22 protein-coding genes are annotated in these 20,897 nt (G+C 44.1%); 13 read left to right on the plus strand and 9 right to left on the minus strand.

Features of this window, described 5'->3' with window-relative positions; genetic code table 11:
- Positions 1-31: 31 nt before the first annotated feature.
- From FME95_RS04800 to FME95_RS04815, 4 genes are all read right to left on the minus strand, one after another.
- On the minus strand, positions 32-967 hold the full coding sequence (locus FME95_RS04800) for a DUF2797 domain-containing protein (protein ID WP_342783514.1): 936 nt from the start codon (positions 965-967) through the stop codon (positions 32-34).
- Positions 964-1,230 (minus strand): DUF1315 family protein, encoded by a 267-nt coding sequence (locus FME95_RS04805; protein WP_147713275.1) that lies wholly within the window; start codon positions 1,228-1,230, stop codon positions 964-966. Before FME95_RS04805 ends, FME95_RS04800 begins: the two co-directional genes overlap by 4 nt.
- Positions 1,227-2,147, minus strand: a complete 921-nt coding sequence (locus FME95_RS04810; RefSeq protein WP_147713276.1) for an NAD(+) kinase — start codon at positions 2,145-2,147, stop codon at positions 1,227-1,229. Before FME95_RS04810 ends, FME95_RS04805 begins: the two co-directional genes overlap by 4 nt.
- A gap of 91 nt (positions 2,148-2,238) precedes the next feature.
- Positions 2,239-2,733 (minus strand): acyloxyacyl hydrolase, encoded by a 495-nt coding sequence (locus FME95_RS04815; RefSeq protein WP_187265444.1) that lies wholly within the window; start codon positions 2,731-2,733, stop codon positions 2,239-2,241.
- A gap of 373 nt (positions 2,734-3,106) precedes the next feature.
- Here FME95_RS04815 and FME95_RS04820 point away from each other — a divergent pair, with 373 nt between their 5' ends.
- The 4 genes from FME95_RS04820 (at position 3,107) to FME95_RS04835 (ending at position 7,491) form a co-directional block, all read left to right on the plus strand.
- Positions 3,107-4,000 (plus strand): D-hexose-6-phosphate mutarotase, encoded by an 894-nt coding sequence (locus tag FME95_RS04820; protein WP_147713278.1) that lies wholly within the window; start codon positions 3,107-3,109, stop codon positions 3,998-4,000.
- Entirely contained in the window at positions 4,000-4,584 is a 585-nt protein-coding gene (locus FME95_RS04825; RefSeq protein WP_147713279.1) for a DNA-J related domain-containing protein, read from the plus strand. The genes FME95_RS04820 and FME95_RS04825 overlap by 1 nt, the downstream gene beginning before the upstream one ends.
- Positions 4,585-5,009: 425 nt before the next feature.
- The gene (nadN, locus tag FME95_RS04830; protein WP_147713280.1) at positions 5,010-6,845 is read left to right on the plus strand and encodes an NAD nucleotidase; all 1,836 of its coding nucleotides are present in this window, start codon (positions 5,010-5,012) and stop codon (positions 6,843-6,845) included.
- Between the two features lie 220 nt (positions 6,846-7,065).
- Positions 7,066-7,491: a YHS domain-containing (seleno)protein gene (locus tag FME95_RS04835; protein ID WP_147713281.1), complete on the plus strand. Its 426-nt coding sequence runs from the start codon at positions 7,066-7,068 to the stop codon at positions 7,489-7,491.
- Positions 7,492-7,670: 179 nt separating this feature from the next.
- On the opposite strand, the gene FME95_RS04840 is transcribed toward FME95_RS04835, so the two are convergent.
- On the minus strand, positions 7,671-8,846 hold the full coding sequence (locus FME95_RS04840) for a right-handed parallel beta-helix repeat-containing protein (RefSeq protein ID WP_147713282.1): 1,176 nt from the start codon (positions 8,844-8,846) through the stop codon (positions 7,671-7,673).
- 305 nt (positions 8,847-9,151) lie between these two features.
- Here FME95_RS04840 and FME95_RS04845 point away from each other — a divergent pair, with 305 nt between their 5' ends.
- From FME95_RS04845 to FME95_RS04870, 6 genes are all read left to right on the plus strand, one after another.
- On the plus strand, positions 9,152-10,228 hold the full coding sequence (locus tag FME95_RS04845; RefSeq protein ID WP_147713283.1) for an MBL fold metallo-hydrolase: 1,077 nt from the start codon (positions 9,152-9,154) through the stop codon (positions 10,226-10,228).
- A 262-nt stretch (positions 10,229-10,490) separates the two neighbouring features.
- Positions 10,491-10,901, plus strand: coding sequence for a hypothetical protein (locus FME95_RS04850; RefSeq protein WP_147713284.1), 411 nt, complete (start codon positions 10,491-10,493; stop codon positions 10,899-10,901).
- 117 nt (positions 10,902-11,018) lie between these two features.
- Positions 11,019-11,600, plus strand: coding sequence for a HupE/UreJ family protein (locus FME95_RS04855; protein WP_147713285.1), 582 nt, complete (start codon positions 11,019-11,021; stop codon positions 11,598-11,600).
- A 389-nt stretch (positions 11,601-11,989) separates the two neighbouring features.
- Positions 11,990-12,823, plus strand: a complete 834-nt coding sequence (locus tag FME95_RS04860; protein ID WP_222709906.1) for a hypothetical protein — start codon at positions 11,990-11,992, stop codon at positions 12,821-12,823.
- A 162-nt stretch (positions 12,824-12,985) separates the two neighbouring features.
- Positions 12,986-13,366 (plus strand): VOC family protein, encoded by a 381-nt coding sequence (locus FME95_RS04865; RefSeq protein ID WP_147713287.1) that lies wholly within the window; start codon positions 12,986-12,988, stop codon positions 13,364-13,366.
- 132 nt (positions 13,367-13,498) lie between these two features.
- Positions 13,499-13,894, plus strand: a complete 396-nt coding sequence (locus FME95_RS04870; RefSeq protein ID WP_147713288.1) for a phosphate-starvation-inducible protein PsiE — start codon at positions 13,499-13,501, stop codon at positions 13,892-13,894.
- 167 nt (positions 13,895-14,061) lie between these two features.
- Here FME95_RS04870 and FME95_RS04875 read toward each other — a convergent pair whose 3' ends face one another.
- Together FME95_RS04875 and FME95_RS04880 are read right to left on the minus strand one after the other, a co-directional pair.
- Positions 14,062-14,610, minus strand: a complete 549-nt coding sequence (locus tag FME95_RS04875) for a ricin-type beta-trefoil lectin domain protein (protein WP_147713289.1) — start codon at positions 14,608-14,610, stop codon at positions 14,062-14,064.
- Between the two features lie 238 nt (positions 14,611-14,848).
- Positions 14,849-16,060 carry an Lcl C-terminal domain-containing protein gene (locus FME95_RS04880; protein ID WP_147713290.1) on the minus strand — a complete coding sequence of 404 codons (1,212 nt, stop codon included), beginning with the start codon at positions 16,058-16,060 and terminating at the stop codon, positions 14,849-14,851.
- Between the two features lie 305 nt (positions 16,061-16,365).
- Here FME95_RS04880 and FME95_RS04885 point away from each other — a divergent pair, with 305 nt between their 5' ends.
- Entirely contained in the window at positions 16,366-17,058 is a 693-nt protein-coding gene (locus FME95_RS04885) for a DUF805 domain-containing protein (protein ID WP_147713291.1), read from the plus strand.
- Between the two features lie 168 nt (positions 17,059-17,226).
- Positions 17,227-18,414 (plus strand): AraC family transcriptional regulator, encoded by a 1,188-nt coding sequence (locus FME95_RS04890; RefSeq protein WP_147713292.1) that lies wholly within the window; start codon positions 17,227-17,229, stop codon positions 18,412-18,414.
- 49 nt (positions 18,415-18,463) lie between these two features.
- On the opposite strand, the gene FME95_RS04895 is transcribed toward FME95_RS04890, so the two are convergent.
- Positions 18,464-18,793, minus strand: a complete 330-nt coding sequence (locus FME95_RS04895) for a hypothetical protein (protein ID WP_147713293.1) — start codon at positions 18,791-18,793, stop codon at positions 18,464-18,466.
- A gap of 298 nt (positions 18,794-19,091) precedes the next feature.
- Positions 19,092-19,988 carry an acyltransferase gene (locus tag FME95_RS04900; protein ID WP_246109320.1) on the minus strand — a complete coding sequence of 299 codons (897 nt, stop codon included), beginning with the start codon at positions 19,986-19,988 and terminating at the stop codon, positions 19,092-19,094.
- A 144-nt stretch (positions 19,989-20,132) separates the two neighbouring features.
- Here FME95_RS04900 and FME95_RS04905 point away from each other — a divergent pair, with 144 nt between their 5' ends.
- The gene (locus FME95_RS04905; RefSeq protein WP_147713294.1) at positions 20,133-20,849 is read left to right on the plus strand and encodes a sulfite exporter TauE/SafE family protein; all 717 of its coding nucleotides are present in this window, start codon (positions 20,133-20,135) and stop codon (positions 20,847-20,849) included.
- Positions 20,850-20,897 lie beyond the last annotated feature (48 nt).

The raw sequence follows: 20,897 nt of genomic DNA on the forward strand, positions 1-20,897 counted from the left end.
TTCCAATCGATAAAATAAAATTTAAAAAATCTTAAGAAAAGTTGACGCTGTAGCCGCCAAAACGGCGAATATTAATTACGCCACTGTCTAAAATAAGGTACTGGCCTTTAATACCCATAAGCTTACCTTCAACGACATCGGTCTTATCAAGGTTAAAGCTCTTCACCTTTTCTGGATACTGCTGCACGGGGAATTCAAATTCATAGGCTTCGCCATTAGTAAGTAGCTGCACCGCCACCAAGCCGTGCTCGGCAATTAAGGCATCTAATTGCGGCTTGGCTAACTCAAATAAACGATCTCTCTCAGAAGCCATATCAAGTACCGTTGGCGCGCCTTTTAACATGGCTTGCCAATGGGTTTTATCAGCTACATGCTCTTTAAATGCGACCTCTAACAAGCCTGCTAATTGGCGAGTGGTGACGCGCGCAATGGCGATGGCTTGGGTGGCTCCCTGATCGATCCAGCGGGTTGGAATTTGGCCACCACGAGTAATGCCTACTTTTATGGCGCTGGAATTAGACAGATAGACATAGTGCGACTGCATGCAGTTACGCTCGCCCCATTCTGGCTCGCGGCAAGTACCTTCATGGTAGTGGCACTGTTCGGGTGACATGATGCAGCTGTCGTTTTGCGCCAAGGAAGTAAAATGCTTATAACAAAAACCCTGACCAAAACTTTTATTGGTGCGTTCACCACAATGCAAACAATGAATCTCGCCCTGATACTCAAGGCGAATATTTTTGCCAATGTAAGGGTTTAACGGCACATGAAATTCGCCGACCGGCAAAAAGTAGTCAACCGGCTTACCCTTGTTCGCTCGCGTAATCATTTTACGTAATGTACCGCTGACAACCTCAGGAAGTTCATCACTCTCATTTGATTGCGCACTTGAGCTTTGCTCTTGGTTTTTTGTTTCTTCGCTCGCTGCTTCTTCGTTGAGCGAGTCAAATAAATCTGGCGTGATCACTCTTCACCTCCAGTGGGTAAATTGATGGAGTCAATGGTGTCGACCTCATTGGCAGGGCCGCAGCTGTTGCTAGGCAAATAGCCAGTGCGTTGCTCTACCGGAATCTGTTGCGCGATCTCGTATTTCAATATCGCTTCCAAGCATAAGGCTTTTTGTTCTTTGCTCAGCTCGCCGCCGGTCGGCCATCGACCTAATTCAACAGACTCTTTTAAACGCTGATAAATATCCGCTGTCATGTTGCTGGCTAATTCATCAAAGTTCATTGTTCCGAGCCTCCATCATTAACCTCTAACCGATTACTCCAGCCGAGTTTGGTGCGACAAATTTCAAAATAGTTATAACCTTCTAAATGAATAAGGTTCAGCGTGTGTGGGTACTTACGCACGATCAATTCATCGCCATGTTGTAGCTCAACCAATGCCTGAGCATCGAAACTCAAGTGCGGCGGTAAATCGTTTTCGTAGCCCACTTTAATGCACAATTCCGACTCGGCAGAAACCATCAGCGGTCGGTTGGTTAAACTGTGCGGACACATTGGCACCAACACCATGGCATTCATACTTGGGTGAACCAACGGCCCGCCAGCACTTAACGCATAAGCCGTTGAGCCGGTCGGTGTAGAAATAATAAGTCCGTCAGAGCGCTGGCTATAAACAAACTGGCCATCAACATTTAGATCGAACTCGATCATGCGAATCGATTGTCCAGAATGTAAAACCACATCATTAAAAGCACAGTTTTCGGCAACCACATTACCGTCACGAATCACCTGCGCTTGCAGCAAAAAGCGTTGCTCTAACTTGAAATCACCCTGAATGACTTCACTGACGCGCTGTTCCATTTCTTGCGGCATGATGTCGGTTAAAAAGCCCAGCCGACCGCGGTTAATGCCGACCATTGGAACATCGTATTGTGCCAGCGCTCTTGCTGCGCCTAAAAAGGTGCCATCACCGCCAATCACAATAATCAGATCAGCCCATTGGCCAATGCCATCTCGGTCTTTGCCATTACATTGCAGCTCTGGCATGGCCTCTAATAAGCACTGTTCAACACAGTATTCTTTGTCTAATTGTTGCAATAGCAGAGTCAATCGCTGCACCGATAGCAATACGCTGCGACTGTTGAGACGACCAACAATCCCCACACGTCGAAAGCTACTGGCTAGGGTTTTCGTTTTCATTCTAAGGCCTGTATTGAATAAGGTTTATAGCATATCAAAGCGGCAAGGATTATCGCATCCACCAGCCGCCACGTGTCGATTCACGCTTTGCTTAAAAAGGCAGTTCGTAGGTAAAGGACACCAACTCAGTGCCGGGATTAACCTCGGTCACTGAGGCATTTGAAAGGTGCGAAAAATGCAGACCGATTCGGGTGTCATCGGCAAAATTCCATAGCAGCCCTGCGCTGGTTCGCAGTTCAAACCAGTGACCGAGATCGGTGTCACTGCCATCGCCATAAAAATAAACACCCGGCCCAAAAGCAAAGTGCACCGCTAAGCCAGTATCGCTGTTGGTAAACTTCGAGGTACGAGAAAGCCCTGTATATAAATAGTGTGATGAGGCTCGAGTGCGTAAAACGCCAGCAAATGGCTGAAATTGATAACGCGTTAAACCTTGTGAAAACTGGTACTCAAGGCCGTATTGGCTATCTTGGTTTGGTTTGCCAACATCGACCGTACCAATAAACACCTTACCAAAGGCCGGGGTTTCCGCCTGAAGCAGGCCACATAGCCCTAGGCTAACTAACATTAACGTGAACTTTTTCATTAACACCTCAAAAACGGGCCCATAAAAGTTGATGCAGGAGCATGACCTACGGATTATAAACAGAATATGCACTAACAGACTAATTACCAATAAGCTTAACCGCATAGACAGATTAAAATACAGTCATCTAATGTCCATATCTTGCCGCCATACTGGTGGCATCGTCGCCTGCGAGCCAGACCCGACAGCAACATAAAGAGTTTGGCCGCTGGCTGAGCTGGGTCACTATTTCAGCCAGCATCGGCTTAGGCAAGCCGCTATACTGCTTGGCTATGCCAAAAAACTGAATTCACAAACGTCAACACCGGTGTCACTCTAAATTCCATAGCCAGCTATTCCGCTGCAAGCCGAAAACAAAAGGAGGACAACACTCATGACCAATAATCAGCCACAACATAATGACCACCAACTGTCACAACATGTTGCTCTAAGTACTATTAATGAACTGCCAGTACTAAAAATACAAAACCAACAGGCCTCCGCCTGCATTGCTATTCAGGGCGCGCACCTTATTGAATATACGCCCACCAACAAGGCCAACGTACTGTTCGTTTCGAATGAAGAGCCCTACATTAAAGGTAAAGCGATTCGTGGCGGCATTCCCATTTGCTGGCCTTGGTTTGGCGCACACGAGACACTTAGTGATGTTCCGGCTCATGGCTTTGTGCGAGATAAAGACTGGCAATATGAGATTGTCAGTGACAGCTTGGAACGTACCGACATACGCTTCAGTTTTACCACCGAAGGCGAACAGGCAGGCTTTGCTTACCCTGCGCGCTGCGAATTATTAGTGAGCATTGGCGAAACTCTCCTAATGAGCCTGACCACTCACAACACCGGCGACAAACCCTTTGAGATTAGCCAAGCCTTACACAGCTACTTTCAGTGTGCAGACATTCAGGATGTGCGCATTAAAGGTTTAAAAAACAGCCAGTTTCTTGATCAACTCAGCGACTCGGTTTACGAACTTAAAAAGAGCTTTAAGTTTGAGCAGGAAGTCGATGGCATTGTACTGGATCGTGGCCAGCCGGTTGAGCTGAAAGGCCTCGGCCAGTCAACGGTGACTCTGATACGCGAAGGCAGCAACTCATTGGTGCTTTGGAACCCATGGATCGAAAAGTCAAAACGACTCAGCAGTTTTGATGCTCTGGACTATTTGCGCATGGTTTGCGTCGAAGTCACCAATACATCAGAAGACAGCCGACTTGTAAAACCTGGCAAATCTCATACTCTGTTTATGGAGATCGTTACAGAGCCAAACGCCTAATGAAGTCACAACAGCAGTCATTAATGCACGCCATACAACAGCTGCTCGGCGAGCACGGTGAGGGTATATCTGAATACGAGCTGATCAAACGGCTCGACTCAGATTACCCGCATCTTTACCCCAAGCCAGATCTAAGCAATCCGCTGCTGCTATTTCAACACCATTTTTATTTACGCCACTGCCTCTATTGCCTACAGCAACAATATCTAGAACAGCAGCAAGGCTATTTGGCGATTGGCCTAAGCCGCATCCAATTACTGCCTATTCAAGCTGACTCGCAAACACAGCAGTTAGGTCAACACGATGCGCTGGCTGAGTACTATCTCGATATTAATAACCTTGCTGCCGAAACCGAACACAGCGTCGAAGCACTGATCGATGGTTTTTGGCGGCAATTAAACGTTCAGCATGAGCGTCCACAAGCGCTAAAAGTGTTAGGTCTAAACGGCGATGAAAGCGCTGCTGAACAAAAGCAAATTTATCGCGCACTAAGGCAAAAGCATCATCCTGATAAGGGTGGCGACGCCGAAACCTTTAATGCCATCCAACAGGCTTGGCAGTGTGTCAGTGGCGCTCGAACCTGACGAACAGCAGTCAACTAAATAAAGTGCAAAAACGCACTGATATGAACCAGAAAAACACGCCAAGCCCTAATGCTGGGCAACTTACTAGCGGTTCAATTTGAACCGCTTTAATAATTCAAGAGATATCTGCATTTATCGACAACTTTTATTTAAAATCACCAAAAAAACTAAAAAATGCTGCTAAAATTCAGAAAAAACAGACTAAAATTGAAATTTAAGTTTTAAAATAAGCGTCGTCGATACCGTACTTTATGACTATTTTTTAACATTTTGTTCATAAATGAATGATATTTTGCGCCGCTGGAGTTATAACTAGATCGGCTAAATGTTGACTGATGAGTTATATTTTTGATCAATATTTACTCTGCAAGCGTCAACTCAATCTTGTAAAACGACCACTGATATTACGACTAAAGGATTCCGCAATGCTTAGAACAACCTTTGCAACCGCTGCTGCGGCCTCGTTGCTTGTGACGGGCTGTCAAATGTTTACAGCGACCCCTGAACCGACTCAGCCACTTGAGCTAAAAATTGTCCACATTAACGACCACCACTCACATTTAAGCGCCAGCTCTGGCGACCTAATCTTAGGCGGTGAAAGCACTCGTGTTTCAGTCGGCGGTTTCCCTGCTGTTGTGACTAAAATTAACGAGCTAACCAACACCAGCGCTCCTGTCGTGAAAATTCACGCCGGTGACGCCATTACTGGTGATCTGTTCTACACCCTATTTAAAGGCGAAGCAGACGCTGCGCTTATGAACGAAGCTTGCTTCGACATCTTCACTCTAGGTAACCACGAGTTTGATGATGGCGACGCGGGTCTTGCTCGATTCCTAGACTGGTTAAACAGCGACGCTGACTGCTCAACCGACATCATCTCAGCAAACGTACAGCCTAAAGTTGGCGTTTCACCTTTGGCTATGGAAAGCGCGGAAGACTACTTCACGCCTTACACCATTAAAGAATACAACGGTGAAAAAGTTGGCTTCATCGGTTTAGACATTGCTCTTAAAACCAAATACTCCTCTAGCCCAGACGCTGACACCAAGTTCTTGGACGAAGCTAAAACGGCTCAGAAATACATCAACAAGCTACACAAAATGGGCGTTAACAAGGTTGTTCTTGTTACCCACTACCAGTATGCAAACGACCTTGCTTTAGCCGCTAAGCTAAAAGGCGCTGACGTAATCATCGGTGGTGACTCTCATACACTTCTAGGTGACTTCGCTTCTCTAGGCCTAGATGCTGCTGGCCCGTTCCCAACTAACGTTGTTGGCGCTGACGGCAACATGGTTTGTGTTGCACAAGCATGGCAGTATTCTGCTGTTGTTGGTGAACTAGATGTGACTTGGGACGAAAACGGTGTTGTTACTAGCTGTGCTGGTACACCTCACCTACTAGTTGCTGACAGCTTCAAGCGTAAAAACGCTGATGGCGACCGTGTTGAATTAACCGGTGCTGCTCGTCAGGCGGTTTATGCTGACATCGAAAAATCAGCTGAAATCAGCATCGTTAAAGCTGATGCTTCTGCTCAAGCGACTCTAGATTCTTTCTCTGGTCAAGTTGACGCGATGAAGGGCGAAGTAATTGGTGCTTCTTCTGCCAACCTTTGTTTAGAGCGTGTTCCTGGTCAAGGTCGTTCTAAATTGTGTGATCGTGCAACCACTGCAAGCCACGGTGCTGATATTTCTAACATCGTTGCTAAAGCATTCCGCGACATGAGCAAAACATCTGACATCGCTATCCAAAACGGTGGTGGTGTTCGTGTAGACGTTGCTGAAGGCCCACTAACCATTGGCGACGCCTATACACTGCTTCCTTTCTCTAACACCATTGTTGAACTTGATATGACAGGTGCAGAAATCCACGCAGTTCTAGAAGACGCTTTAGAATTCGCAATCATGGAAGGTGGCTCTACCGGTGCTTACCCATACGCTTCTGGCCTACGCTGGAAAGTAGATGCATCTAAAGCCAAAGGTGAGCGTTTCTACGACATCGAAGTAATGAAGAAAGGCGAAAGCTGGAAAGCACTAGATGCTGACGCTTCATACAAGGTTGCAACTAACGACTACATCGCTACCGGCAAAGACGGCTACTTCACCTTTGGTGACGTCTACAACGACGGTCGTGTTGTTAACACTTACCTAGACTACGCACAAAGCTTTGTAGACTACGTACAAAAAGTTGGCACCATCGATAAACTACCAATGGATGAGTACTCAACTCAGGTATTCATCAACAAAGACGGTGTTAAACAATAAAAGCTAAGCAATAAGAGCTAAGCCATAAAAGCTAACTCTATTAGCAAAACCGAAAAAGCCGAGCAAATGCTCGGCTTTTTTTATGCCTTCGGCTTTACCATTCAGCCAAACTAAAACCAATAAGACGGAACCACTGAGCACCTATAGTGTCTGAGAAAAAATAAACAATTGAAGAGCAATCCTAATGTTACGCAAACTACTTATATCAGTAATCTGTTTGATGACTGCCAATTTTATTTTTGCCGCCCAGCCAGTCAGCACCGGCTATTGGAGCGATACTGCCATTGGTGGCCACGACACTACTGGCTACTACCAGCCTGGACTTACCGGCAGCAGTAAGGTCGCTCAGGGGACTAAACAGTTTGTCGTACAGTGGCAAGGTGCCGACTGGCAATTTGCCAGCCAAGCCTCGGCCGATAAATTTGCCGCCGACCCAGAACGCTATGTGCCGCGCTACAACGGCTTTTGCGCCAATGCGCTGAGCCTCGATGAAGGCTTAATTGCCACCAGCGGCAAAGTATGGGAGTTTTTTGGCGATGACTTACACCTGTTTTATGCCGAACGCGGCCGCCAGCGCTGGCTCAATGGCGATTGGCAAAGCTATCAAGCCACAGCAGACTTAGCCTGGCAGGCGCTTTCTCAGTAATTCAACGCTCGGAAAACGACAAAAAAAGCACAAAAAAATACCGCTGAGGTTTTCGCCTCAGCGGTATTTTTATTTGCACTGACTCAAATGGAAACGGCCGGTGCTCTTAACTCTTCAATCAATTACTAACTCATCAATCGACTACTAACTCTTCAATCAATTACTAACTCATCAATCGACTATTTAGTCACACTGCCTTTGTACATTTTCTTGCTGTCGGCAGGGATTCGAGTGTTGTTCGACACCTGAGTGGTATCTTCGGTGTTATTTTTAACCACCAAATGATCCAAGCTTTTCTCTTTCGTTTCTTCCGAAGAAACCGGCTTGCCTTTAGAGCCTAACGCCAAGGTCAGAGTAATCTTAGTCTTACCTGCGTATTCATCGTTAAAGGTTAAAACGTTGTCGTGGATGTTGTTATAAAAACCCCAACCCGGCTGTTTGGTGTTTACTTCGAATGCGTTCTCAAAGTATGGGTTACCGTTCTGGTTGCCTTCGTTGTACGCAACCTCAGCATAGTTACCCTTAAGGTCCATATAGCTCAAACCACCATTTAAGATGTCGTTCATGCCAGCGGCATCAAAGGTGTTGCCAATAACATAGGCGTAAGAAGAACCTTCTTTAATGTCGATGTGTTCAGCCGTTACATTTGGGCCAATCACATTGTTAATAATTTGCGTGTAATCCACTTTTGGATCGTATTCTGAAGAGCTGCTGCCGCCCGGCCATTTTCGATAGTCCGAACCGATGTAGATACCTTCACCGTACTTAACGTTATACAAGCCAGTGTCGTGAATGTAAGAATTTTTAACAATGTTATATGCGCTGCCGTCACGTAGGTGAATGCCCGCTTGGCCAACATTGTAAGCTTCGACACCGTCGATAGTAACGTAGTCCGCTTTATCAACCGTAATACCACCACGGGCATTGGTCACCTTAATGTTTTGTACATAGATGTAGGCAATATCAACGTCACCGCCATCAATTGCAAAGGCCGTTTTGTTGTTATAGTCGCCACCATCCAAAACAGGCATATTAGAAGCATTCGCCCCAACAACCCAAATAGGCTTGTTTTGTGTACCACTGTTCTTCAGTTTAAACAGACCTGGGTAAGTACCCGAAGCAATAACAATCTTGTCACCCGGTGATGCTTTAGAAAGTGCACTGGATAACTCTTTAGAATTACTAACATTAACGACGTTCCAAGACACGCTGTCGAAGTCTTGCGTCATTTCGTTGCCAGTTGCAGCATAGTTTTCTGCATAGCCAGTTGAGGTATCGACACCCTTTACGACTTCTGCGTGAGCAAATGAGTATGCCAATACCGAACATACCATAACTAAATTCTTAAGCTTCATATGAGCTCCTTATCATTTTGGTAACTGAGAGTGCAGCCCTTCTATAAGGACAGCAGCCTCGTTGTACTCTAGTGCATGTCATGCAAGATAACAAAGCTCGCATCAACAAAAACAGACCGCTAGATAGTGCCAATATTAGCATTCACGGCCACAAATACTGAGACTTGAGTCGGCATTTATATATATTGGAGCGAACCGAAACAAAGCTTTTATATTACGCCAATCGAGTTAAACTGAAGCTCTTTCATTCTTGAACCTTCCTGTTATAGCCTCGCGCTGCGGCGGCTAAAGGTACCACTATGTTAATGCTGAAAATTCTCTTAATCTGCATCATTCCGTTATTAACCCTTGGTTATTTAATCAACAACCAACTGATCGCCAAAGAATCGGATTACACACCAGAGCCGAGCGATCACTTTAGTAACGGTCGCTTTCATAACAGCCAGCATTATTCCGCACACTCCTTTAGAAAGGTGGTTGAAATTTGGTGGCGCTTTTTTACCGAAAAAAAACGCGACGCCCAACCAAGCCAAGAATTACCAATCAGCGCTGTAACGCCGGAAACGCTGGCGCAGCTGAGCGACGATAAAATACACATCATCAAGCTCGGCCATTCCAGCCTGTTATTAAAGGTGAAAACAGAATATTGGTTGATCGACCCAGTATTCAGCGAGCGCGCATCGCCCTTTCGCTTTTTTGGACCAAAACGTTTTCACCCCACACCGATAACATTGGAACAGCTGCCCACCATTAGCCGCGTACTAATTTCGCATAACCACTACGATCACCTAGACAAAAAAACCATCCAGTTTTTAGCCAAAAGCACCCACGAGTTTTTTGTGCCACTGGGTGTTGAGGCCGACTTAGAGTCGTGGGGTATTGCTCGAAAAAATATTGTACCGTTTGACTGGTGGCAACAGGCAGAAACCGCCAAGGGCAGTGTCACCTTTACGCCAACACAGCATTTTTCTGGTCGCGGTTTAGGCGACAGTAATTCCACTCTGTGGGGTTCGTGGGTCATTGAAGTAGGTAAACAACGAATCTTTTTTAGCTCAGACTCCGGTTACTTTGAAGGCTTTAAACAGATCGGTGAACGTTACGGCCCGTTTGATATTACCTTTATTGAAACTGGCGCTTACGACAAAGATTGGCCTAGTATTCACATGACACCAGAACAAAGCGTGCAAGCCCACATTGACGTGCAAGGAAAGCTAATGGTGCCGATCCACAACAGCACGTTTGATCTCGCCTTTCATGCTTGGTATGAACCGCTCGAACGCGTCATCAGCGCAGCCGAAAGCCAAGCGGTAGAATTAATCGCCCCTCGTTTTGGCGAAGTGATAGAAATTGGTAACATTAAAACACCAAGCCGTTGGTGGTGAGGCACTTACCTAAAAACTCGATACTAAGGACTCAATCGATATGAAGTATTTCATTACCTTTCTAGTCTGCATCAGCTTAGTCTCATGTAGTCAAAACAGCGTTAAGCCACAATCTTCGGGCAACATTAGCGTACCTCTATCGTACAATTATTATACTTTCGATAATCAAAAATCAGCTAATATCCCCAGCGACGACGTAGTTCTTATTTTCCCTATTATTCCAGGGGACGTGTTCGGAAAACCTACTCAACCGATATTACATATGGCGCCAGTTTTAAAAGGCTCCAATAAATTCACATTAGAGCTGCCCGCTAATGCCGATGACCTAGCACTGCCATTGAACAACCCTGATTTGAAGATCGAACCTTCAGATACCAAGCTCATGCGGCTAGCAACCTTTCACATCTACCCTGAGCGTGACAACTCAATAGGTGGTGGCGGATTTATAAATAACACGGATAAGAACAACATCATATTGCTGTATTTTTCACAAGCTGCAACACTGAGCGGCGCGGTTAGCAGCTCCAGCGAGGTGTATTTGTACGACATCAAGGCAACCTCACCAGGCTGGCATTGGATAAACATAGAAGAACAAACTGAAGGTGTTTATCTATTACAAACCTACAAAGATAGCATCGAAGATATAGAATTTACTGCCTTAGTTGCCGAGTGAGCCAAGGATTCGCAATACCGAACTCAAAGCGCCGCGAACCTGAGATATTCATTTATTTTCTGGTACACTAATTTTCTTTAAGCAATAACAGAACAAATATTAACCAATGGAGCCGATATGAAAAAACTATCCATCTTATCACTAAGTATCTTACCGCTATTATTCCCTAGCCTCGCGCTTGCGCACGATGTTGCTGGCGGTAATGGCTTTATGGCCGGCTTTAGCCACCCAGTATTAGGTTTTGATCACTTACTGGCCATGCTAAGCGTTGGCGTATTAAGCGCTCAACTTGGTGGCCAAGCCATGTGGAAAGTTCCAACAGCCTTTGTTGTGGTTATGCTGTTTGGTGGTGTATTGGGCATGGCAGGCATGCAGTTATTTTCTGTTGAACAGGCGATTGCCTTTTCTGTGTTCGCGTTAGGTGTTGCCATTGCCGCTGCAAAACAAGCGCCTTCTATTGTCGCCATGTTGTTTGTCGGCTTTTTTGCTCTGTTTCACGGTAACGCGCATGGCCTTGAAATGCCGCATCTTTCTTCACCAGAACTGTACGCAACTGGCTTCATCATCGGCACTGCTGCCATTCATGTTGCTGGCGTTGGCATCGGTTTAGTAGCACGTAAATTCAGCGACGGCTCTCAGCTGCTTCGTTACGTTGGTGCAGGCATTGCCGGCATCGGCTTCCATCTGTTTGTGATGTAATTAGCGCTTTTTTAGCCGTTAATTAATAGCACTCAATACACGTCACTTTCTCCAAGTGGCGTGTTTTTTTCCTTCCTTTTTACTCTAAAAAACCGTGCATGAAAATCTCACTCTTACAGTGAACTATCAGCACTTAAAATCTTAATTGCGTTATCACTAAGCTCATATTCTTACTTAGATTACTTAAAATTTTTCGGTTTAATAATTAATTATGGTCTACAGGTAAGAATTCACTATTAATTAAAAGGTGATAAGCTAAGAAAAATAGCTAATATGAAAGCACGAACAATAGTGTTTACTGGATAAATACTGACATGCAAAACCCTTTATCGGAAAAGTCATATGATATAGAGCATTCCTTGGGAATGTACGCTCTAGACTATTGCGTTATGAATGCAGATGATATTTACGATAAAGAAAAGCTACAGCCTATAAAAGATACCATAAAAAATTGCCACATTTATCTTATCGGACTCACTCCTATTATTCATTTAGTTCATGCTGAACAGCAAAGTAATATTTTATTTCTAAAATATAGAGTCGATAAAGAAATTCATAGCATTAATGTTTTACTGCCAGAGAAAGTCACTCTCAAATCAGATAACCGTAAGTTTTACATTGAACACCCTAATGGTCAGCGATCCTGGCCAAGTGATGAGTACATTCAAACAAAGCTATCAAATCAGACAAATTCAGTAAATTTCGAAGTTAAATATATCGGCCAAGCATATGGTAAAAACGGCTCAAGGAATGCTATCGACAGACTTAAGAGTCATGAAACCTTACAAAAAATCGCGCTAAAAGGAATACCAGAAGGCTATCATTTAACATTACTGTTATTATCTATACAGCCAAACAACCAACTGTATACACTTATAAATCCATTTGCTAAAAACAATAAAGATAGCAACGCTAGAATTAACTCAGGTGTTAATAAATTATATAACACAACGGAACATGAACGAATAACGCTATATGAAGCTTCTTTAATTCGCTACTTCTCTCCGGAGTTTAATAAAGAGTTTAAAGATAGTTTCCCATGTACAAATTTAAAAATTTTACAAGATTGCTACGATAAAGATTTTAGTGGGATTATTGCAGAGATATGTATTGACACTCTTCCATTTAAACTATTTACGGAAAAAGTTAAAGCCAAACTCTACCATATTGCGAAACACGACCTTCATAAAAATAAAAACCGACGTATGTTTTTTAATTTATGATAAGTAGCAAGTGAAATCTGATTTTTCTACCTAATTGAAAACCACTTAAGACTAATCTCTCGCTGTTATTATTTGCACTGCCTACACACTTTCGCCTAAGCTGAGCCACTCTTAACCACCAAAACGAATTCTTGAGGCTCCGATGAAGATCAACTGACTAGCATTCCTGTTTTAGACCAACAAAAGGCGTTGGAGTTTTACACCCAAAAATTGGGCTTTAGCGTGAAGCAAGATGAGCCGGTTGGTGAGCACCGCTGGTTAACGGTGGTTGCTGAACAGAATGCAGCAACCGTTGAACTGTTGTTGGAGCCAATGGCGTTTGAACCGGCGCGGGTTTATCAGCAGGCGCTGTTCGATGTGGGAATTCCAATTACCATGTTTGCCAGTGATGATTTAGCTGCCGAGGTGGCGTTATTACGTGAGCGTGGTGTTGAATTTAAAGGCGAGATAATGGAAATGCCGAACGTTAAGCTGATCCACTTTGAAGATACCTGTGGCAATATTCTTGCCTTGGCAGAGCAAATCGATACCGGCAACAGCTAACTTTTGTTTGCAGCTATCGGCATCGCTCAGGTAATGTTATTGAGTTGCTAAAACCTATAGGCTTTCAATGCCTACGCTTAGTAAGCTTGGTTATTTAGACAATCATTCACCGCATGATATTAGGGTTTATCTATGAGTAAGCTAAATCAGTCTAGCTACAAGGTCTTGGTCGTTGTAGAAAAAATCGGATTAATCATTATTGCCTTATCAACCATTATCGCAATGGGCGCAGAGATTTGGTCAATGATAAAATCCATGTCCGTTGAGTTGTCTGACCTGTTATTGCTCTTTATATACCTTGAAGTATTTTCAATGGTGGGGATATATCTAAAATCCGGCAGACTCCCTGTTAGGATGCCTCTTTATATTTCGATTGTCGCGATAGCGCGCTACATGATTCTTGATATGAAAAACTTAGATACGTTTAGGATGTTAGGGTTTTCTGGCGCTGTGCTTATTATCGCTATTGCCATTCTGGTCATACGCTATGGTCATTGTAAGTTTCCTTATAATGAAGGCAGCAAATAGGCAATTAGAAGGCTAAAAATTTTTTAACAAGACAATAACAACTGAGCCAACCAATCGATAACTCCCCATTTAATAGGGGAGCTACCGTGTTTTCTTATGCCTTGCTTTGCTTTGATTTGGTCTGTACTGCTCTAACTTGTACAAACTAAAATCACCGCCAATACTCGCTACAAGGAAAGCAGTTCCCATCTTTGGTAATCTTGATTTGCATCGCTGCAAGTTTGCAAGCTGACTGGACGCATGACATGCACTGGCGAACCACCACGGCCTTCGCGTTTTTCAGTACTGCTGGCGGTCACGCAAAGTTCTGGATTGGCATCTAAAACTAGATTGCCATCGGTTTGCAATGAAAATTTCTGACTGTTGCTGTTATCACAGCTGGCGAGCATGAGGTCTGCGCCCTGTTCTAATTCTGTTGCCACCATGCAAACATCAAAGTAATCGATCTTAAATTGCGATTCGCTGACTAATTCAGCATCGAAGCCTTGGTCTTCTAAAATCTCACCTCGGTAGTCATAGCAAGTATGCGCCTGCAAGCCACGCTCAACCGGTGCGTTTTTACCTTGCCCACCGGCAACATCTAAGCAATAGCCACGGCTCTCATCGATATTATCGACTAGGCGAACTTCAACCAGTTCGCTTGCATAGGATGTACTGCAGACCAGCGCTATGAATGCAGCGCTAAAAAATGTGCGGAGGCTTAAAAATATTTTCATTGGTTCTCTCTCTTTTGTGTTGTGAGCTCTAGTTATTTTTGTTCGTGCTTTTTTATTAGTGAATTTTTTATTAATGGCTGTTTTTTAATAACTATTTTTATTAATAGTGAGTGCAGCCTTGATGCTCAGACTAATAGAATCGTTATGGTTTTGCTTTCGATTTACAGATTAGTTAATCAACCTAAACAATCGCTTCACATCGAGGCTCCTCACATCACTAATTATTACTGCCTATAAATTATTGCGCGTCTCGCACTAGACGCACCCAGTTGTTAATTGAGATATAGTCGCTCGCCATTTCTGAGGCTAACTCGTAATCGCTTGGCTCACCTGTTTTTGGGTCACTACGTTGTGCGCCTGCACCGTGCCAGTCGTAATATTCGGTCGCGTCTGAGTTTTTCTTGCTCCACGCTTGGCCAAAGGCGACATAAACAGCTGTCCATTTAAAATCACCCTGTGTGGTGCTAGTCCAAAAATAGTAGGCATCTTCAACCGAATCGAATGAATCTAGACTGACGTTAAAGACATCGGTATTAATCGCAGGGAAGCTTTGCTTCTCATAATCAACCAAACTTTGTAACTCTTTTGAGTTCGGTAAACGCCAATCACTGTAGCCTGCCAATTCTGAGTTTTCGGCATACTCCAAAGCCTCGACCCAGTCCATCGTTTCGCCGCTGTCGTTCTTGGCCCACATTAAACCGGTGGATTGGTCGGTGACGGTTTCATCACCGTTATCAACGTAGTCCATATCGTAAAGTGTTGTCGTGCTGCGTACGGCTCGAACAAAGCAACCGGGCACAAAGGCGTTAGTTGGCATTTCGGTGCCGTCAAAATACAAACCAGTCTCGTAAGATTTAATGTGACCATCGGAAAAGTTAAAGCCAAAAGCACCCTGAATGCCGCCGTGCTCGGTAAGGTTTTGCACATCATTTTTCACATAAACCGTGCTGGACCAAAACTGACCAGCAAAGGCTAAGCGGTCGTACTGATAATCAAAGTAGTCGGTATCGATATAGGGCTGGCTTTCGCCTTCGTCTTCCGGCTTGATCAATTCACCATCGAAATTGGCGATGGAATACAGCTCTTTAATAGTGGGTACACGCCAATCGTCGTAACCGGCTAACTCCATATTTTCGACATGCTCAACCGTGTCGGCCAAGTTACGGCGCGTTGAGTCATATGCTTTCTGCCACATTAGGCCAGTGTTTAAATCGGTAATGGTGCCGTCGCCGTTATCGACATAACCTAGTTCGTTGCCTACAACAGAGGCATCCTGGCCGGTATAAAGGCTGGAACTCGACGCCGCCAATACTTTGCCTTCGGTATCGTACTGTTTGCTTTGCCCAGTATCGGGCAGCAAAGGGCTGTCGGTTGCGGCAAATAATGGCGCACTGATTAAACTGGAGAGCACCATGGCTGGAATTAATAAACCGGCTGCTATTTTTTTCATATGGCTTACCTCACAACGGTATCAATAAATAGACTCTTCTTTACAAGAGCCTGTTAAGTTGCTGAGTAATTTAGTGCTACGGACGCTATAAATCGTCCAATTGGCGTTATTTGGACGCTTTTATTTGTCTGTACTTAGGTTTATCTGTACTTAAACCTGTGTGTACATAGATTGGTCAATTTAAAACAACAGAAATAAAGCTCGTTGTTAATCGATATAATAAGGAAGAATGTGAAGTCACTTCGTTATAAGCCCAATAGTTTGTGTTATTTTAATCTACCCGTTGTTATGAAGCTTTAGGTTATATGGAAACAATATTTGATAGCGTCGATTCAAGGCTAATCAACCTACTTTACGAAGTGGCTTTACTCTGTGCTGCTATTATCACATTACTGCTACTGAAGCCCTTTTTAACTAAGCGCTGGATAATAACGATATTGGTGTGCTATGCCATGCAGTCGTTGGCGTATACCTATAACGAGTTTGTGGGTGACGATATTAACTATCAAATAATCTCGCTATGGTATCTCTGCTACGAACCTTTATTGAAGGGCTTAATGCTATATTCGGCTTTGATGTGCGCCTTTACACTATATGCAAACAGACACACCGCCTTAGCTCAAAAAGGCTTACTGACTTCCGCTCAAGGGCGCTTGTCTCGTAGCCAATATGGCTTATTGGTGGGCGCAACCTTTGCTCTCAATATTAAAGTCATGTTCTTAGCTTATGAGTATGCAATAGTTAGCTACTATCATTATTTCAACTCATATCATATACGCCTTCAATATGCCGTCATTACCACGCTACTCTCCCTTGCCACCATATGGCTGACAGCTATTTTTACTATTAAGCGTTGTCACGATTTAAATAAATCTGGCTGGTTTTGCCTGCTATGCTTTGTGCCTGTAATTGGGGTTCTACCATCGTTATATCTGTTATTTGTTAAGGGTGATGACTCAGCAAACAACTATGGTGAAAGCTCCTTATTAGCATCATAAAAACTGCACTAACGACAGATACAAGAACCTGAACAAAAGCAGCTCTGAGTTATAACGGTTGAAACATGAACTCAACAGCCTTAATTCTGAGCTGCCAATAGGTTTTACAAATAAAGAATTAACCTTAAATATAAACAACAAGCATTGAGTGAAGTCTAGGATTATCAATTGTTAATCAATGAAAACTTAAGTTGGGAAATCAGCTTGGTGGGCCTTGCTTTAACCGCCTTTACCCTTGCACACCTAATCACCAAACCTCGCCATTATGCAGCCGAATTTTTGTTAGCTGGTTGGTTATTTTTGCTCAATCTACCCTTTGTACACGCGGCAATGAAGCATTTTTCTATTAATGCTCAGAGCTTTATTTTTTATACCAACCCAACACTAAATTTGTTGTACGGCCCGCTGCTGTACTTTTATGTCACCTGGTTACTGCGGCCACCAAAACAGACCGCATTATCGGTTATTGTTTGGCATAGTTTGCCCACTCTTATTTTATATTTACTGTTTATTAGCTTCTCTGACTTTGTTCCAATGCTGCCATCGCCGGACCGATCAACAGCATTTTTTAACCCAGACAATCAAAGCTTTTTTGCTCTGCTGTTCAGTTATTTTGGCCTCATTAATGGCGCTGTGTTTTTAGCCTATTCAATTGCCTGCATTAGGCTTTTAAATCGGCACCAAAAAGCTATCGCCAGTATATTTTCTCAGAACCATACCTTGATCAGCTTGAAATGGGTTTATGCCTTGCCCGGCTTATTCGCGCTATTGGTGTTGCTCAATTTAGGCTATGAAGGCCTACACGAAAATGCCGACCAACTAGCGGTGCTGAATTTACAGCTGCTGTCGTTTTTGAGTTTTATCGTGCTGTTATGCTTTTTTGGCGTCAAGCAAAAGCCGCTATACAACCTAAACCCAAACACAGAAAAACCGAGCACTGCTGAACAAACAACAAACCCAGCCCAGCCTGCCGCAACAAACGATGAAGGTTTAAGCGAGCAAGCCATCGCACAAATTATTGCTGACATGCAGCACTACATGAGCCAGCAACAGCCCTATTTGGACGCTGAATTTTCGGTATACAGTTTGGCGCAAGCATTGGCACTGCCCAGAAGAACGCTGTCTTTTGTGCTCAATCAAGGCTTGGGGAAAAACTTTTATCAGTACGTTAATGAATTTCGGATAGAAGAAGTCAAACGACAGTTACAGGCTGACAAGGCAAAAAAACACACGCTATTGGATTTGGCATTTCAGTCGGGGTTTAAATCTAAGTCGAGTTTTAACAGCCTGTTCAAACAGCATTGCGGCGTGACACCTTCTCAATACCGTAAAGGCTTAGCGGAAACACAGGCTTAACAAACAGTGCGGGCTTAACGGAAAGTCATAATTTAACAGAAAATGCTAGCTAGTCGTCGGCCTGATCAGACCAAACCCAACGCACCGGCTCGCCAAAATCGTCCAAGATCCACTTTTTTTTCGGTTTGTTGTATTTGGCTTTAGGTTTTTTAGCTGTAGATTTACGCGCGTCGATTGCCGCGACAACTTCCGGCACAGGCGTGCGCGGCTGAGATTTTTCACTCTCCGTCGACTTAAACGGATTGACCCAAGGCTTTTCGCGATCCAGCCCTGTTTGGCCCCGTTCAACTTGATCGATATTGCCGCCGTGCTCAACAAAGTCGCGAACTTGCTTGTCCAGCTCAGCTTGCATTTCTTTTTTACTTCGGACGGGTTTCATCTATCTCTCAGTACGTAAAACTAACCACTCAATATAACAGATTTGGGGCGTTTTTCGAGCGATAGCACAGCAACAGCGGCGATGTTTACAGGAGATTTTAATCTTCTGCCAATAGCGAATGAAACAAACTGCGATAGCTTTTATCGCTCATAGAACATTCAGCTAAATCATTTTTTATTTTTAATTTCGCACAGGCATAAAAAAGCCCCTTGTGTTGCATGCACATACCAAAGACATGCAATGCTTTAAGGGGCTTTTTTTAAACCAAGGTTTTTTAAGTAGCGGTCAAACTCGTGGTTTAAGCCTGCTCTGCTTTGATTTTGCTGATAAGAGCATCCTTTTCTAACCACACTTCATGCAACCAGTTTTGGAAGTCTTTTTTATCATCGCGGTTATTCATGTAGTCCATTTCAACAAAGCGCTTAGGGATTTCGATATGGCGCATGTGAACGGTGACTTTACCAACACGACCACAGGCTAGATCCCAAAAGCTTGGGCGTTCGCCGTGATAAACAATGGTGGTATCGAGCATCGATGAAAAACGCTCACCTAAGGCTTGAATAGCAAAAGCAATACCACCGGCTTTAGGACGCAATAAATGCTCATAAGGCGGATCCTGCTTGTCATGCTTTTGCTGCGTATAACGAGTACCTTCTAAAAAGTTAACGATACTGGTTGGCGTATACGAAAAGCGCTTACAGGCTTTTTTGGTTGCCTCTAGGTCATCGTTTGCCTTGGCTGGGTTTTTAGCGATCTCGGCACGTGAGTGACGCTGCATAAACGGATAATCCATCGCCCACCAGGCTTGGCCAACAATAGGCACACGCAATAATTCTTTTTTAATAAAGAATTTCAAGAATGGGATGTTACCGAGCAAAACGTGGAATAAGGCAAAAATATCGACCCAGCTTTGGTGATTAGAAACAATCATGTACCACTGCTGTTTAGAAAGTTCGACTTCGTTACGTACATCCCAATCGATACGCTGGAATGTCTTTAGCCACTTAAGCACACCGCCAAGCCAAACCGTCGAAACGGCAATAATGGTTGGGCCAACAACTTTACGACCAAAGTTTTCTGGCAACAATTTGCGAGCCAAGGCGCACAGCAGCACAAAAATACTTAAAAGGATGGTATAGGCTGCCAAGGCAATCATCGAGATTACGCCCAACAGATTCTGTAATAAATTCTTCACCAACGAGCTCCGGTTAAATGAACTGGGGTTTTTAACGATTTAGCCTACAAGATGCAAGAGTTTTTATACAGATGTGCAGCTAAGAAACATTGTCTGTCCTTTAACTCAAAGATAGAATCGATTTTTACCTATAGGATTAGCCCCATGTTTGATCTGTTTTGGTTTATTACCGCTTTATTACTGCTACTGGGCTGCGCCATTCAAACCGCTTTAGGCTTCGGCATTGCTGTTATCGCCGCACCCATCATTGTGATATTCAGGCCCGACTGGATTCCTGCCATCCTAACCATAACCGCCTTTAGCCTGACTATTGGTAACGCTTGGAACTTGCGCCACGAGGTTAACTGGCAGCAAATGAGCGTGCCGATGATCAGCCGCATTCCTGGTACGTTAATTGGCACTTGGCTGCTGACACAGATGGCACATCAAACCTTACAGCTAATGGTTGCCGGCATGGTGTTTTTTGCTGTTATCGCCACCGCCTTTGCTAAACCCTTTAAAGCCAATACAGTCAATCTTTCTATTGCGGGCTTAGTTTCTGGCTTTACTGGCTCCACTACCGCTATTGGCGGCCCACCGATGGCCTTGGTAATGCAGCATGGCAGTGGCAACCAAACGCGCGCTAGCTTGTCTTTATACTTTGCCTACGCAAGCGGCTTATCACTGATTAGCCTGCAATTGATGGGCATTATGACCACAGAACTCTGGCTGATAGGCTTATCGTTTATCCCCTTTGTTATCGTGGGCTACTTTTTAGGTGTACGCTTACGCGGCTGGGTTGACTCTAAATTCCGATCACTGCTACTTATTATGTGCTCGGTTTCTGCAGTCATCGCCATTTATGGCGCTATTAGCCCGTAAAACTCAATGCCGCGTGGCGTCACCAGTGAACAGACTTTATTTATTCAT

The sequence above is a fragment of the Reinekea thalattae genome, assembly GCF_008041945.1.
Lineage (GTDB): Bacteria > Pseudomonadota > Gammaproteobacteria > Pseudomonadales > Natronospirillaceae > Reinekea > Reinekea thalattae.

Excerpts from the sequence above, each read along its gene's own strand:
- FME95_RS04840 (WP_147713282.1), bottom strand. The coding sequence starts at position 8,846 with ATGAAGCTTAAGAATTTAGTTATGGTATGTTCGGTATTGGCATACTCA.
- FME95_RS04815 (WP_187265444.1), bottom strand. The coding sequence starts at position 2,733 with ATGAAAAAGTTCACGTTAATGTTAGTTAGCCTAGGGCTATGTGGCCTG.
- FME95_RS04845 (WP_147713283.1), top strand. The coding sequence starts at position 9,152 with ATGCTGAAAATTCTCTTAATCTGCATCATTCCGTTATTAACCCTTGGT.
- FME95_RS04880 (WP_147713290.1), bottom strand. The coding sequence starts at position 16,060 with ATGAAAAAAATAGCAGCCGGTTTATTAATTCCAGCCATGGTGCTCTCC.
- FME95_RS04835 (WP_147713281.1), top strand. The coding sequence starts at position 7,066 with ATGACTGCCAATTTTATTTTTGCCGCCCAGCCAGTCAGCACCGGCTAT.
- FME95_RS04895 (WP_147713293.1), bottom strand. The coding sequence starts at position 18,793 with ATGAAACCCGTCCGAAGTAAAAAAGAAATGCAAGCTGAGCTGGACAAG.
- FME95_RS04825 (WP_147713279.1), top strand. The coding sequence starts at position 4,000 with ATGAAGTCACAACAGCAGTCATTAATGCACGCCATACAACAGCTGCTC.
- FME95_RS04870 (WP_147713288.1), top strand. The coding sequence starts at position 13,499 with ATGAGTAAGCTAAATCAGTCTAGCTACAAGGTCTTGGTCGTTGTAGAA.
- FME95_RS04850 (WP_147713284.1), top strand. The coding sequence starts at position 10,491 with ATGGCGCCAGTTTTAAAAGGCTCCAATAAATTCACATTAGAGCTGCCC.
- FME95_RS04805 (WP_147713275.1), bottom strand. The coding sequence starts at position 1,230 with ATGAACTTTGATGAATTAGCCAGCAACATGACAGCGGATATTTATCAG.
- FME95_RS04855 (WP_147713285.1), top strand. The coding sequence starts at position 11,019 with ATGAAAAAACTATCCATCTTATCACTAAGTATCTTACCGCTATTATTC.
- FME95_RS04860 (WP_222709906.1), top strand. The coding sequence starts at position 11,990 with ATGAATGCAGATGATATTTACGATAAAGAAAAGCTACAGCCTATAAAA.
- FME95_RS04820 (WP_147713278.1), top strand. The coding sequence starts at position 3,107 with ATGACCAATAATCAGCCACAACATAATGACCACCAACTGTCACAACAT.
- FME95_RS04810 (WP_147713276.1), bottom strand. The coding sequence starts at position 2,147 with ATGAAAACGAAAACCCTAGCCAGTAGCTTTCGACGTGTGGGGATTGTT.
- nadN (WP_147713280.1), top strand. The coding sequence starts at position 5,010 with ATGCTTAGAACAACCTTTGCAACCGCTGCTGCGGCCTCGTTGCTTGTG.
- FME95_RS04885 (WP_147713291.1), top strand. The coding sequence starts at position 16,366 with ATGGAAACAATATTTGATAGCGTCGATTCAAGGCTAATCAACCTACTT.
- FME95_RS04905 (WP_147713294.1), top strand. The coding sequence starts at position 20,133 with ATGTTTGATCTGTTTTGGTTTATTACCGCTTTATTACTGCTACTGGGC.
- FME95_RS04875 (WP_147713289.1), bottom strand. The coding sequence starts at position 14,610 with ATGAAAATATTTTTAAGCCTCCGCACATTTTTTAGCGCTGCATTCATA.